Below are 15,424 nucleotides of genomic sequence, written 5' to 3'. Positions count from 1 at the left end.
CAGCAAACAAAATGAAGTATAACAATACCTTGGTATATATTGCGGCATGTATTGGAATGGCTTTTTTCGGAATTGCATTTATCGTAATGGGTTCTGTTTTACCTTCCCTCACAGCCAGATATGCTCTTGATACAGTTGGAGCTTCATCGTTAGTTACATTCTTGCCTGTAGGAGTGTTATTGGGTTCGTTAATCTTTGGCCCTGTAGTTGATAGGTTCGGATATAAAATTTTACTTATAACAAGTACTATTTCCGCTTTACTAGGTTTGGAAGGTCTGGCATTTTTTGACAATCTAAACATCTTACGCTTTTGTATATTCCTTATCGGCTTCGGAGGTGGTATGTTGAACGGAGCGACAAATGCACTCGTTTCAGAGATTTCTGATGATAAGAACAGAAGTTCGCGTTTGAGTATCTTAGGCGTATTTTATGGAATCGGGGCATTAGGAATCCCTTTTTTACTTGGTTTCTTATCTGAATATTATACCTATCAGATTATATTGCAAAGAACAGGACTTTTTATGCTTCTATGTGTTATCTATTTTATCGCAATCAAATTTCCTGAACCTAAATTTAAACAGGGTTTTCCAATCAAAAAAGCTTTAACCCTGATTAAGGAGCCTCTGTTGTTGATTATGAGCTTTTTCCTGTTTTTCCAGAGTGGTCTGGAAGGACTCATAAATAATTGGACTACAAGTTATCTGGAGGGAGCCACTAATATTGATAAAAGTAACGTTATCCTTAGTCTTACATTTTTTGTTTTGGGGATGACTATAGCCCGACTGCTACTTAGTTATTTGTTACATATAATAAAACATTCACGCATATTAATAGGAGGCATAATCATTGCGATGTTAGGTATTATTATTTTAAATTATTCTTCTACATTTTATATGGCCGCAACAGGCCTGTTTATGACCGGATTTGGGATTGCAGCGGGATTTCCTGTTATGGTAGGCATCATAGGGTCTATCTATAAAGAAACAACAGGCACCGCTATCGGCATAGCTCTGTTTATTGCACTCAGTGGCAATACAATTCTAAATTATGTGATGGGACATGTATCTAAAGTATTTGAGATTTCATCGTTCCCTGTATCTATTATTATTCTACTGGTTTTACAAGCGATTATCATATTTAGTAATACTAAAATTATCAATAAATAATTATTATTAAACATTTAAAAATCAAGTTATGTTAGCACTAGAATGGTTAGCAAATGCTCGCGGCATTATGCAAAAAATCGAAGACACCCAACTGGAAAATATCAAAAAAGCAGCATTAGTAATGGCTGACAGCATTGAAAAGAATAATTGGGTTCATACATTCGGATGTGGTCATGCGACAATCCCTGTAGAAGAAATGTATCCACGCATCGGAGGATTTGTTGGCTTCCACCCTATGGTAGAATTACCAATGACTTTTTTTACAGGCATAACAGGACAAATGGGGATACATCAGTTTTTGTTCCTTGAACGGGCAGAAGGCTATGGTAATGCAATTATGAAAGCATATAACTTCAATGAAGAAGATTGCATCTGGATTTTTTCACACACAGGTATCAATAATGTAAATATCGATGTTGCCTTACGTGCAAAACAGTTAGGTATGAAAGTAATTGTTTATGGTTCGGCGGCAGAAGCTAAAGGTAAAGTTACCCGCCATCCAAGCGGAAAAACATTATTTGACATTGCCGACATAGTTGTAGATTCTTGTGTACCGGTAGTAGATGCTTCTGTTCCGTTAAAAAACCATCAGGATAAAGTAGGCCCTGTTTCTACATTGGCATTCGTTACACTGGTATGGATGACTATTACTACAGTTGCCGAAATTCTGGCTGATAGAGGAGTTAAACTATATATCCACCCTTCGCACAATGTGCCGGGAGATACTACCGCTCAGGAACGTCTGGATGCATGTCTGGCCGAATACAAAAAACGTGTATCAAAGATTTAAGTCATACAATGCTATGAGAAACAAGGATATATATGTTGATCTATCAGTGGAGAACTATGGAAATGCCAAAGGACAATCATACTCCTTTGCAGTATTGCCGTGGGGAGCTACCGAACCGCACAATTACCATTTGCCATATCTTACAGACTGTTATCTGGCCCATGATATTGCTGTGGATGCTGCATCAAAAGCATGGTCAACATATGGAGTCCATGGAATGGTACTGCCTTCTATTCCCCTCGGAGCTCAAAATCCAGGACAACGGGAACTTCCATTCTGTATTCATGCACGCCATGAAACTCAAAAACTGGTATTGTCTGATATTGTAGAATCACTCAATACGCAGAACATAAAGATACTTGTAATAATGAACGGGCATGGAGGTAATAGTTTCAAACCTATGATAAGAGATCTATCAATAGACTTTCCTGAAATGTTGATTGTTAATTGTGATTGGTTTGCAGTGGAACCGCGTAAGGGATATTTTGAAGAGGAATTTGACGACCATGCAGGAGAACAGGAAACATCAGTTATGATGCACTATCATCCCGAACTGGTAAACCTGCAAGCTGCAGGAAATGGAGATAGCAGAGCTTTTGCAATTGATTCTCTGAATAATAAGACAGGATGGGTTCCCCGCAATTGGTCGAAAGCATCAATTGATACAGGGGTAGGAAATCCTAAGAAATCAACGGCAGCAAAAGGTGCAAGATATGCCGATATTGTAACAGACAAAATTGCTGCGCTTTTTAATGAACTGGTCAATAAGGATCTTTATTGACTATCTGACTCTATCGGGTTAATTTATTTAGCCCAATACTTATAGCTTATATTTGTAACATTGTTAATAAAAAATCAAAAAACATGAAACGACGCTTACTTATATTATGTCTTATAGTTATGAGTATAACTCTGGCAAATGCCCAAACGACGAATTCCTGGATAAGAATCAATCAATTAGGGTATCTTCCCAAAGATATCAAAGTAGCAGTGTTAATCTCGACCGAAGAAATCACTTCTGATTTATCTTTTCGTGGAAGTAGTGGACAACCACCGGTTTTACCTGCAACTCAACATGGCACACCGAATTTTTCTCTTATTGATGCAAAAACCGGGAAAACAGTATTCAGCGGCCAGGGAAAAATTGCGGATGCTGCTTATTGGGGATTAAAATCGGCTTTTCGCCTCGACTTTTCTTCTGTTCAGATAGAAGGCGATTATTATATCGAGGTTGCCGAAGTTAAATCTCCTCAATTTAAGATTGGAGCAGATATTTACGAAGGATCTGTTGATTTTATGCTTGATTATATGCGCCGTCAGCGTTGCGGACATAATAATTTTTTAGGCACTGTTTGTCATCAACATGATGGATATATTGTCGAACATCCCACCCGTACAGGAGAACGTATCGATGTTCGCGGAGGTTGGCATGATGCTGACGATAAATTACAATATGTTACCACCACTGCAAGTGCTATCTATCACATGATGTTAGCTTACTATCAGGCAAAAGACAAAACAATCTTCAAAGACAATTATCGCGCTGATGCCAGTCCGGGTAGTAACGGTATTCCTGATATCCTGGACGAAATCCGCTGGGGACTTGACTGGCTATCCAGAATGAACCCTGCGCCTAAAGAAATGTACAACCAGATTGCTGATGACCGGGACCATGCCGGTTATGGTCTGCCCCAAAATGATAATGTAGATTATGGATGGGGTCCCGGTAAGGGACGACCGGTTTATTTTATTACCGGAGAGCCTCAGGACTTGCCCAATCCCAAAACCGGAGAGATTCAACTGAACCGTACCACCGGGGTGGCTTCCACAGCGGGTAAGTTTGCCTCCTGTTTTGCTCTGGGAGCCGAACTGTTTAAGAATGTAGATCCTGCTTTTGCTAAAGCCCTGTCTGGTAAAGCAGAGCCTGCCTATGAGTTTGCTCTTGAGCATCCTGGAAATACCCAAACCGTCTGCGTGGTTTCACCGTATTTTTACGAAGAAGACAACTATGTGGATGATATAGAGTTAGCGGCTGCTACGTTCTATACTCTTACCAAAGACCCGAAATGGCGTACCGAAGGCGATTACTGGGGACAATTGGAACCTGTCAATCCTTTGTGGGCATTTGGTTTTGCGCGTCATTATCAGTTCTATCCTTTTGTCAACCAAGGGCATCACCTTATGGCAAAATCCGAAGATGCAGTAACAAGTAAAAAATTCACAGACTTTATGCGTCAAGGATTACAGACCATTCGAAACCGTGCAGGAAATGAGCCGTTTATGAACGGTGTACCTTATGTGTGGTGCGCTAACTTTGCCGTTATTGGTGCCGCTTCTTATGCTCACCAATACAAAGAGATTTCAGGAGACAATTCTTTTGAAGAAATGGAAGCTGCCTTACGTGATTGGATCTTGGGCTGTAACCCTTGGGGATTCTCGTTTATCGGAGGTTTTCCGAAAGGAGGCGTTTCTTCCAGAATGGACGATGCCCGTTTGGGCGGATTAGTTGACGGGCCTATCGATGAAGGTTGGCATGACACATTTATGGGTATTCCAAAAGTAAGCCGCAGCAAGGATCCTTTAGCTGCCTTTCAAAATGGCCCGGCTGTATTCCATAAAGATTCCTATGGTACTAATGAGCCTGTGATCGATGGGACTTGCTACATGATGTACTACCTCTCCATGATGGAACAATTAGGGAAAGAACAGTCTGGTAAATCAAATAATACTGTTACTGATGCCTACGGTGCTACGGTAAAATTCGATACCGATAGCAAAGTAGTTCACCTGGTTTTTTCGGCTGATTCTGCTTTCGAAGGAGCAACAACTATCCTTAGGGCATTAGACAAGCATAATGCTAAAGCTTCTTTCTTTTTGACAGGCAATTGTTTACGGATGAAAGAACATGAGCCTGTTATCAAAGAAATTATACGTAAAAAACACTATGTGGGAGGCCATTCTGGTAAACACCTATTGTATGCTCCATGGGACAAGCGTGAAGAATCGCTGGTCAGTACAGATAGTCTCATCTCTGATTTCAACCAGAATATGAGAGAATTGGAAAGGTTCGGAATCGATATAAGCAAGGTAAAATACTATCTGCCTCCTTATGAATGGTATAATAAGCAAAGTGTAGAGCTAGTAGAACGATTAGGACAATACACTATAAATTATACTCCGGGCATCCGTACAGCAGCTGATTATACAACTCCGGATATGAAAAATTACCATTCATCACAAGAACTAATAGACTCTCTTTATGAATATGAAAGTAAAAACGGACTGAATGGCTGTATAATACTTATACACCCGGGCACACATAAAGACCGGACCGATAAGTTGTACAACAGGCTGGATGAAATTCTCAAGCACCTTAAAAATAAAGGTTACCAATTCAAACATCTATAATAATTCTAATATTTGAAGCAAAGAATTTGAATATTTATAACTAAAACAATTATTATCTACGTGTATTTTTACTAATACTTGAACTCTCTGATTATAACTTACATTATTTGATTATTAACCATATCTAATACCAAGCCTATGGATAATTCATCGAAATAATGACAGGCACATTATTTGCCTGTCCCGGGACTCATTTGACTAAATAATTGAGTTGAAAACACTGAAAATTTATAATTATGAACAAAAAACATTTATTTATATTATTATTTCTGATACTTCCTATAGCAAATATAATCATAGCAAATCCAGGCCTATCAGGAATATCAGCCAGTGAAACACCCCAGCAAAAAAAGATGCTGGTAAAAGGGAGTATTGTTGATACAAGCGGTGAAGCTGTCATTGGAGCAACAATCAAAGAAAAAGGTACCACAAACGGAACTCTTTCTGATACTGATGGTAATTTTTCTATCGAAGTTCAGCCTGGTTCTACACTTATCATAACTTATGTAGGGTATGACACACAGGAAGTAAAGGCTACTGAACAAATGCGGATTATCATGAAAGAAAACTACAACAGCCTGGAAGAAGTTGTTGTTGTCGGTTATGGTGTTCAGAAAAAGAAATTAGTAACGGGTGCTACGGTACAGGTAAAAGGAGACGATATTGCCCGGTTGAACACTCCAAGTGTAATGGGAGCCTTGCAAAGTCAGGCGCCGGGAGTTAATATTACCCAAGTCAGTGGATTTATCGGCGACGGATTTAAAGTAAACATCCGTGGTATAGGAACTAACGGTAGTGCTACTCCACTCTATGTAGTTGATGGAATAGTAGGCGGTAGCCTTGATGGTCTGAGCCCTAACGATATCGAAAGCATTGACGTACTTAAAGATGCAGCTACAGCCGCTATATATGGTTCCCGTGCTGCCAACGGGGTTATCCTTGTGAAAACCAAGACCGGTAAATCCGGCAGGCATGAAGTTACGTACGATGGTTATTATGGGGCACAGAATCTTTATAAGATTCCAACGGTTCTCAATGCCCAGGAATTTATAAATATCCAAAATGAAAGCCGTGTTATGGATGGTCTGGCTATATATAACTGGGATAATCTGATTCCCGGAAAAGATCTGGCTTCAATTCGCGATGGTTCATGGAAAGGAACAAACTGGATTAAGGAAATACTAAATAAAAACGCGCCTGTTCAATCCCATAGTATAAACGTTACCAGTGGGACAGAGCGCTCAGTTTCATCAATAGGTTTTACATATTTGCAACAGGAAGCCACAATGGGTGTTCCATCCAATGTTCCGGTATTAAACCGTTATAACGCCCGTATCAATACAGAATCTACTCTTATTAGAAAGGGAGATTTAGATATATTGAAAATAGGTGAAACTCTGAACTACCGATTCAATCACTCCAAAGGACAGGTTGCACGTGATGACATCTATTGGAATACGATTCACAATTCTTTAGTTATGAGCCCTTTAATGCACGCATATAATAGCAATGGTAATTATTATATGTATAATGATCAGGTTGCCGATGGTTATAATTGGGATGCGGCTAATGGTGCCAATAAAAACCCGATTGCCTACATGGATTATATGATGAATCAGAATGTCAGTAAGTCTCATTCACTGCAAACCAGTGTATATGCTGAAATAAAACCAATGAAAAGCCTGACCTTCCGTTCACAGTTTGGATACATGCTGAGTTCATCCAGTTACCGGGCTTATATTCCATCGTATGGAAAACTGACTGCCACACTACAGCAGGATCAGGATCGTGTAACTCAATCTATGGCTCAGTCACAATACTGGACATGGGATAACACGGTCAATTATATCAATAAATTCGGAGATCATAATGTAGATGTACTATTAGGACAAAGTATGGCGCGTCAGGTACTAAGTGAATCAATGAGCGGTTCTAATCAAGGTTCTATTTTCTACGATTTCGAACATGCATGGTTAAGCAATGTCCCAAATCTGAGTACAATACAATCCCTGACCGGTAGTCCAACTCTTTCCAGTGGAACTCTTTCCTTTTTCGGACGTGTCAACTACAATTATAAAGAAACGTATATGGCATCATTCATATTACGTGGTGACGGTTCATCCAATTTTGCACCGGGACATCGCTGGGGATATTTTCCTTCGGTTTCGGCAGGCTGGGTAATCAGCAATGAAAGTTTCTGGAATGAAAATGTAAAAGGTATAGACTTCCTGAAACTTCGTGCGTCTTACGGTTCCAATGGCAACGACCGTGTAAGTTCTTTCCAATACATAGGATTAATTACCTCCAATAACAATTACGGAGGCTATCCTTTTGGAAATTCTATGGATGATGCATCAACAGGTTCTTATGCTTATCGTGGAGTAAATCCTGATTTGAAATGGGAAACTCAAACAATGGTAAATCTGGGATTAGATGCCCGGTTCCTTGATGGCCGTATGAAACTGGAATTTGACTGGTACAACCGCGATACCAAAGATTGGTTGGTAACACCGCCTCAACCTGCAGACTTTGGTGTAGACCCTGCTTATGCTAATGGCGGAGATGTACGCAATACAGGTTTTGAAGCTGTTTTAGGTTGGAATCAACAGGTAAATAAAGATCTTTATTTCGATGCCAATGTTTCATTTAGCCATAATAAGAATAAAGTAACAAAACTGGCTAACTCGGAAGGGATAATTCACGGCCCTATCAGTGTTTTATGGGAAGGATCGGATGAGTGCTTCCGCACTGAAGTAGGCAAACCATTCGGTTATTTTTACGGGTATAAGAGTAATGGGATATTTCAAAATCAAAAACAAATAGATGAATATACCGGAGCCAAGCTTTTAGGAAACAATACGCAACCCGGCGATGTGATCTGGCAGGATGTAAATGGTGATGGAGTAATTGATGCTAATGACCGCACAGAAATTGGAAATCCTCATCCGGATTTTACTCTCGGTTTTTCATTTAATGTCAATTTTAAAGGAATAGAACTGAATGTAAGTACTTATGGAGCTTTTGGTCATCAGATATTGAAGTGTTACCGGGATTATGTCGCTTCACCTATGGCAAACTATACAACAGATATTTTCCAGCGTTGGCATGGTGAAGGAACATCAAATAAATACCCGCGTGTATCCAGTTCCGTAAATTCAAACTGGAACAGAATATCTGATATTTATGTAGAAAACGGAGATTATTTCAAACTTAAGAATATATCTCTAGGGTATGACTTTAAGAGATTATTCAAGAATATACCGGTTTCTCAATTAAAACTATATGTAAGTGCTCAAAACCTATTTACTATTACAGGCTATAGTGGTATGGACCCGGAAGTTGGCTATGGTGCCGGTAGTAGTTATTCTTATGCACAGGGTATCGACCTCGGATTCTATCCTAGTTCACGTGTCTATATGATTGGGACAAGTATTAAATTTTAAAAGAAAAGAACGATGAAAAAATATATTGCATTCATCCTATTGACTATAGTTTTTCTGACGAGTTGTAGCGACTTTTTGGATACAGAAAGTCTGACTACCAAGTCCACAGAGAATTTTCCACACACGGAAACAGAAGCGAATGAATTGATAACAGGTATTTATGCCAATCTGTTATTTCAAGACCCTGAAGTATCGTCCTATATCTATACAGCACAGTTGGCTGGCGATGACTGCCTGGGCGGAAATCTGGAAGCATCCAACAACTGTGCTACTAATTTCCTGATGTATACCAATCTTAATATGCTACAACCCTTATATGCTCGTTGTTATAAACAAATCAACAGGGCTAATGTAGCCATTGAAACATTAGATAATGTAACCAGTTGGTCAAGTGATAGCGAAAAGAAACGTTGTTTTGGTGAGGCTTATTTTCTGAGGGCTTTTGCTTTCAATGAATTAGTACAAATGTTTGGCGGAGTGCCTTTACGTACTGATAGCAGAAATCAGAATAAACTGCCGCGTGCTTCTGTAGATGAAGTATATGAACAAATTGCATCTGACCTGAAAAACGCTATCGAGCTAATGCCTGACCGTATCTATTTGGATGGCTCTACAATGGCCGGACACGCCACTAAATATGCTGCAGAGGCTATGATGGCACGTGTATTCTTGTTTTATACGGGACGTTATGGAAAAGAAGAATTACCCGGTGGTATTACCAAAGCACAGGTAATTAGTTGGATAGATGATTGTGTAGATAATTCGGGACATGATTTGCTTCCTGACCAACGTAATCTCTGGAGTTATACTAATAAAGCATCTGAGGATAACACTGCCGGTTACAGATATAATTATGTAGTGAACAATAGTCTGGATTGGGCCGGACTTGGTTCTATCGAAACATTATTTGCAAATAAACATAAACTGAAAGGTAATAACTGGACTTATACCTGGTTCAGTAATACTGTGGCACAATTCTTCTCTCCATCTGCGGACAACTCCAAGGCAGAGGACGGCGAAGGTTATCCTTTCGGAAGAGGTTGGGGTGCAGGGCCTGTTTCACCGGGAATGGTAAACGAATGGAAAGCCTGGTCGGCACAACAAGCTTATTTAAACGGAGCTACCGAAGACCCACGTATGACAGGTTCTATATGGTCGTACCGTGCACTTGATCCAAATAATAAAGGAAGCGTGTTGTTTGACAGACGATTATCTACAGATGAACCTGACTATACTGTTTCATACAGATATTATGAACAGACAGGTTATCATCAGAAGAAATATATCAATGTCGTGTCTTATTATGACAATCAGATACGGTCTTTTGCCTTACAACTCTATCCTGAGATTACACCCGATGTTATAAGCCAATCATTGAATAATATAGCCGATCTGATTCATATCCGTTTTGCAGATGTATTGTTAATGCAGTCGGAACTAAAAGGTGATGCAACAGGGCTTAACCGTGTGCGTGCCCGTTCTAATCTGGCTCCGGTAAGTTATTCGCTACAAGCCATTAAGAACGAACGCAGATGGGAATTAGCCTTTGAGTCTATCCGTTGGTGGGATTTGTTACGTTGGTCTGGACCATCATTAGATGAAGCCGGGGATGCTTTGAACGGACAAAAAGGATTCACTTTATTAAATGCGGGAGTAGAAGTTCAGATGGTAAACTTCGACTACAAAGCACGTTTGAAACAAACTCAAGGTTACTGGCCTATTCCTCAGACTGAAATAGACTTATCGGACGGGCTGTTTGAACAAAATCCGGGTTGGGGCTCTGAGGCCTTATTCACAAGTTGGAACAGAATGTAATAACCTTAAAACGACTAAATATGAAAGCAAAAATATATGGAATACTATTGATATGCCTTTTAGTTGGCTACGGATGTGATGCGATTGAGGATGAGTTATTACGTGACGACTTTAACAACCCGGGCACACCCATAAGCCAAGCTGATCTGGATGCCGCTATATCGGTTACACAACCTATTCCCAATACAGATGACAAAGTAGAAGGCGACCAATATGTAGTAATAAAAAACAACAGGCCTGATATTGGTGGTGTATGGCATCTGGGATGGAGTACAGGAGAGAAAATTGTTGGCTCTGATAACGATACAATCATCTACGATACAAATGGAGAATATGATATTTATTACACCGGTATCTCAGCCAATGAGATTGTTACGTCCAAAAAGTTTCATGTAAGTATAACCAATTGTTTTGATGAATATGACTTCCTACTGTCAGGTGCAGTAGACAAAGCTGATAAGACAGCAAAGAAAACATGGAAATTTATGGAGGTTACCGGAGCGCTTTATAACGGGATGTATGGAAACTGGAAGTATTACGCTCCGGTTCCTAACCAGAATTCATGGGGAACTGTAAACACGGCAACGGTACCGGAACAAACCATGACTTTCGAGTTCGATGGACACAAGATGACAACTTATCTGGCATCAGGAGCTGTTTCGAAAGAAGGAATTTGGGCTTATACACATAATACCCCGGAAGGAGTTACGGGCGAATTAATCACTACAGCGCCGGTTATTGGCACCAGTTTCAGTTGGAATGTATGGTCCGGTGTTAATACTCCGTACTGGATAACCAGTATAAGTGAGGACTTATTAGTACTTTGCTTCCCATCCACATATAACAAACCTGCAGAAGTAGCGGATTGGGATATTGATGCAATGTATTTTTTCCTGGTACCGGTTGAATAAAACTATCTATATCTGCCGGTAATTAAGTTACCTTCGTTGCCGGCAGATATTTAATTCTACAAGAGAATAATTTTTACTATAAATAACCTTAAAATAGCATGAAAAAAATATTATTTACCATACTTATCGTATTATTGTTTGCAAGTTGTGGTGATGACGATTATGTAACAGGAATAAGATCTCCGGGCAAAGACAGTGATTTAGTAGAAAGAGTAGAAGGCCGTGTAGTAATAGCATATGTAACTTATTATGGTACTGCTATTCCGAATGCTAACCTATTCACCAACCTGAATTATGCGTTCGCCGAGCTTTATATGGAAGATGGTGTTTATAAAGGATTTAAACTTCAGGGAGAAGAATCGCGCTTTCAACAGATAGTTAATCTAAAGAAGGATAATCCGGACCTGAAAATATCAATTTCCTTTTCTGACGTAAAGGAAAATCCGGACAATCCGCTCGGAGGAGGATTTTCATTACTGGCCAAGTCTGGGACATACAGGAAAGAATTTGCAAAAGATTGTAAAGCGTTTTTACAAAAATGGGGTATAGACGGTGTTGAGATGGATTGGGAATTTCCCGGACTATCGTGGAGTGGTAATGCTAACGATTACGATGTGGCTGTTGATGTAGCTAATCATGTATTATTGATGAAAGATCTACGTGAGACGCTAGGGAGCAGCTATCTGCTTACTTATGCAGGTTATTGTAAAGATAAAGAAAATGTAGCAGGAGGAAGCCGTTATATCGATATAGCAGCAGTAGCGCCTTATGTGGATTTTGTAAATATTATGACATACGATCTGGCTGAAGCCCCACATCATCAGTCGGCTCTTAGTGATCCGTCGGCTTTTTCTGATTGTACGAGAGCTGTACAAACTTATCTTGATGCTGGTATGCCAGCTAATAAACTGGTACTGGGTATCCCTTTTTATGGGCGTCATTCTTTCAGTACAGCCCCGACCGCTATCAATTATAAGGCTATCATTCAGCTTGATAAACAGTCCTATAAAATAGATAACTGGGATGCAAGTGCATCTGTACCTTATGTCACATACAATGGCGAGTATTATTGTGGATACGACAATGAAGAAAGTATTTCTATTAAAGGAGAATGGCTTCTTGGCAAAGGTATGAAGGGTATGATGTATTGGGACTATGATGGTGACGATAGCGCCAACACACTAGCCCGTGCAGTCTGGCAATCTACAATGAAATAATAGACAAGAGGATAAGAACAATGGAAGTAAATAAAAATCAAATGGCTACCTCTGTAATATCGGATAATGTCCGGCGTATTGCATCAATTGACATTTTCAGGGCATTAACCATGTTCTTAATGATTTTCGTTAACGACCTGTGGAGCGTAAGCGGAGTTCCCCATTGGATGGAGCATGCTGCCTTTGATGAAGATATGCTTGGGTTAAGCGATCTCGTATTTCCTTCCTTCCTCTTTATTTTAGGTATGTCTATTCCATTAGCCATTGAAAAACGGCTTGCTAAAGGCGAATCAAAGGTATCCATTGTCAAGCATATCTTTATACGGTCTTTCGCCTTATTGGTAATGGGACTATTTTCTGTAAACAGCGGTAGCGGCCTTTCTGATACTGTCGGTATTAGCAAACCCATATTTTCGCTGGTTATGGTAATATGCTTCTTTATCATATGGAACAATTATCCGAAAACTGGGAGCAGTATTCATAAGAATATTCAACTGGTTATGAAAATAATAGCAGCTATAGTACTTATAATATTTGCTATTATCTACCGTGACCCTTCAGGCGGATACTTCCAGCCTCGCTGGTGGGGCATATTAGGACTTATCGGGTGGACATATTTATTGTGCGCTCTGATTTACTTATTGTTTCGTAAACGTAGATATGGCCTTATCCTTTCCGGTCTGTTCTTTGTTCTTCTATGTATTGCCGGCAGCAATAAATGGTTGGGGATATTTAGCGGTATCATACCAAGTAACGGCTGTTTCCATGCATTCACAATGGCAGGTCTATTATTATCATTGGTAATGACTCAAGCGGATAGCAAACTGGATGTCAAGAGGAAAATCATGTATTCTGCAATTATCGGGATAATATTTATTATTGCAGGATGGATAAGCAATAAATGGTGGATTATTTCAAAATTGCAGGAAACTCCTCCCTGGTTGTTTTACTGCACAGGGATTTCCATATTGTTTTATTTATTTATCTATTGGCTAACCGATATAAAAGATAATGCCCGCTTGTTCAATATAATTAAGCCGGCAGGTACCTCCACACTTACATGTTATTTGATACCATCTATACTATATGCAATATTCACATTAGTTGGATTTTCCAAAATAAGTTTTGCGTCTGAAGGAATAACAGGATTGATAAAGTGTGTTTGTTTCTCATTTATTGTAGTAGGAATTACAGCTCTATTGAGAAAAGTTAATATTAAATTAAAGATATAACTGTAAATATTCAATTCATAGACAAAATATAGCGATACTCTAAAGACGAAAAACACATCTTAAATAAATAGGCATAAAACTATTGTTTGTTAATTTGATACTGACATGAGAAATCTTTTCTAATCTTCTAAAAGCAGCAATTATGGCGACGTAGATAATTGCTGTTTTTCTTTTTTGAGGTCAGTGTTCTATAATCTCTGAAATATATCTTACAGATATACATCTCGCACAATTGAAAAATAGAAGTATAATCCGGATACGGTTCTTTCAGCTTGTGTTTGCACTGATCTACATATGCCAAATAATTCATGCGACAAATATCCATGAATACTTTTATTGTCTGTTTGTTGAAAATTTATTTTAAATATAAAACGGCGCTTAACCGATATTAAGCCCCTATCTGCAAATAAGAATGGGAAGAGATCGTTATTATCTTTTCAGATAGCTGTTAAAGAGATATCATTAACTAATTTGCTTTTATAAAATTCTTATATTTGTTATCAAACTGTAAATCTATGGAATCTATTCTCAGGGAAGTAACACCTCTTTCAGAAAGAGACTGCTTCATGATTTTTACACGGACAAAAAAAGAATTTACCTATCCCGTACATATACATGCCGAGTACGAGCTGAATTTTATAGAGAATGGTGCCGGAGCAAAACGTGTGGTGGGGGATAGTATGGAAGACATAGAAGATTTGGAACTGGCGCTTATCACAGGTCCGAGTCTTGAGCATGCATGGCTGAACAATAAGTGCGAATCGAAAGAAATAAAGGAAATAACCATACAATTTCACGGGGACCTGCTGAACGACCACCTGTTGCAGAAAAACCAGTTCCGCACGGTAAAGGAAATGTTCGAAAAAGCGCATTATGGAGTAGTTTTCTCTCAGGAAACGATTCTGAAGATGAAAAATCGCCTGTATTCTTTAGCATCCGAAGCTCAGGGAGCGCATTCCGTCTTGAAACTGTTCGGAATATTGTACGACCTTTCACTTTCTCCTATGCGCGAATTATCAAGCCGTTCTTTCAAATCGCAGGAGCAAAGCTATGATAGCCGCAGGATAGAGCGGGCATATAATTTTATGCTGGAAAATTACAATAAAGAAATAAGGCTTGCCGATGTCGCTGACCTCGTCGGTATGACAGAGGTAGCTTTCAGCCGTTTTATCAAGAAGAGAACCGGACGGAATTTCATTGATTCCCTTAATGACATACGTTTAGGACATGCTACACGCATGCTTGTAGATACCACCCACAGTATAGTGGAAATATGTATGGTATGTGGATTTAATAACCTTTCCAATTTCAACAGGATTTTTAAGAAGAAGAAAGGTTGTACGCCTCGCGAGTTCAGAGAGAATTATAAAGAGTCAAGATTTTTCCTGTAATTATACTATAATTATGTAAATATAAAAAGCATGAATTTCTCTTTGAATTCA

The 15,424-nt window shown here is 39.2% G+C and carries 10 protein-coding genes; all 10 read left to right on the top strand.

Annotated elements, in window-relative coordinates:
- Nucleotides 1–11: 11 nt before the first annotated feature.
- The 10 genes from B3317_RS06745 to B3317_RS06700 all read left to right on the top strand — a co-directional run bounded on the left by B3317_RS06745 (nucleotide 12) and on the right by B3317_RS06700 (nucleotide 15,373).
- Entirely contained in the window at nucleotides 12–1,166 is a 1,155-nt protein-coding gene (locus B3317_RS06745; protein WP_291109919.1) for an MFS transporter, read from the top strand.
- A 28-nt stretch (nucleotides 1,167–1,194) separates the two neighbouring features.
- Nucleotides 1,195–1,956 (top strand): sugar isomerase domain-containing protein, encoded by a 762-nt coding sequence (locus tag B3317_RS06740; RefSeq protein WP_291109917.1) that lies wholly within the window; start codon nucleotides 1,195–1,197, stop codon nucleotides 1,954–1,956.
- A 13-nt stretch (nucleotides 1,957–1,969) separates the two neighbouring features.
- On the top strand, nucleotides 1,970–2,737 hold the full coding sequence (locus B3317_RS06735; RefSeq protein ID WP_291109915.1) for a creatininase family protein: 768 nt from the start codon (nucleotides 1,970–1,972) through the stop codon (nucleotides 2,735–2,737).
- Between the two features lie 83 nt (nucleotides 2,738–2,820).
- Complete coding sequence (locus B3317_RS06730; RefSeq protein WP_291109914.1) at nucleotides 2,821–5,364, top strand: glycoside hydrolase family 9 protein; 2,544 nt, start codon at nucleotides 2,821–2,823, stop codon at nucleotides 5,362–5,364.
- 236 nt (nucleotides 5,365–5,600) lie between these two features.
- The gene (locus tag B3317_RS06725) at nucleotides 5,601–8,807 is read left to right on the top strand and encodes a SusC/RagA family TonB-linked outer membrane protein (RefSeq protein WP_291109913.1); all 3,207 of its coding nucleotides are present in this window, start codon (nucleotides 5,601–5,603) and stop codon (nucleotides 8,805–8,807) included.
- Nucleotides 8,808–8,819: 12 nt separating this feature from the next.
- Nucleotides 8,820–10,622: a RagB/SusD family nutrient uptake outer membrane protein gene (locus B3317_RS06720; RefSeq protein ID WP_291109909.1), complete on the top strand. Its 1,803-nt coding sequence runs from the start codon at nucleotides 8,820–8,822 to the stop codon at nucleotides 10,620–10,622.
- A 20-nt stretch (nucleotides 10,623–10,642) separates the two neighbouring features.
- Nucleotides 10,643–11,533 (top strand): hypothetical protein, encoded by an 891-nt coding sequence (locus tag B3317_RS06715; RefSeq protein WP_291109907.1) that lies wholly within the window; start codon nucleotides 10,643–10,645, stop codon nucleotides 11,531–11,533.
- 98 nt (nucleotides 11,534–11,631) lie between these two features.
- Entirely contained in the window at nucleotides 11,632–12,750 is a 1,119-nt protein-coding gene (locus B3317_RS06710) for a glycoside hydrolase family 18 protein (RefSeq protein ID WP_291109904.1), read from the top strand.
- A gap of 20 nt (nucleotides 12,751–12,770) precedes the next feature.
- Complete coding sequence (locus tag B3317_RS06705) at nucleotides 12,771–13,982, top strand: DUF5009 domain-containing protein (RefSeq protein ID WP_291109903.1); 1,212 nt, start codon at nucleotides 12,771–12,773, stop codon at nucleotides 13,980–13,982.
- A gap of 515 nt (nucleotides 13,983–14,497) precedes the next feature.
- Nucleotides 14,498–15,373, top strand: coding sequence for an AraC family transcriptional regulator (locus B3317_RS06700; RefSeq protein WP_291109901.1), 876 nt, complete (start codon nucleotides 14,498–14,500; stop codon nucleotides 15,371–15,373).
- The last annotated feature ends 51 nt before the right edge of the window (nucleotides 15,374–15,424 follow it).

It is taken from the genome of Dysgonomonas sp. UBA7710, from assembly GCF_002482385.1.
Classification (GTDB): domain Bacteria; phylum Bacteroidota; class Bacteroidia; order Bacteroidales; family Dysgonomonadaceae; genus Dysgonomonas.
Note: the sequence above shows the minus strand (reverse complement) of the source record. Positions and strands in the feature narration are given on the sequence as shown.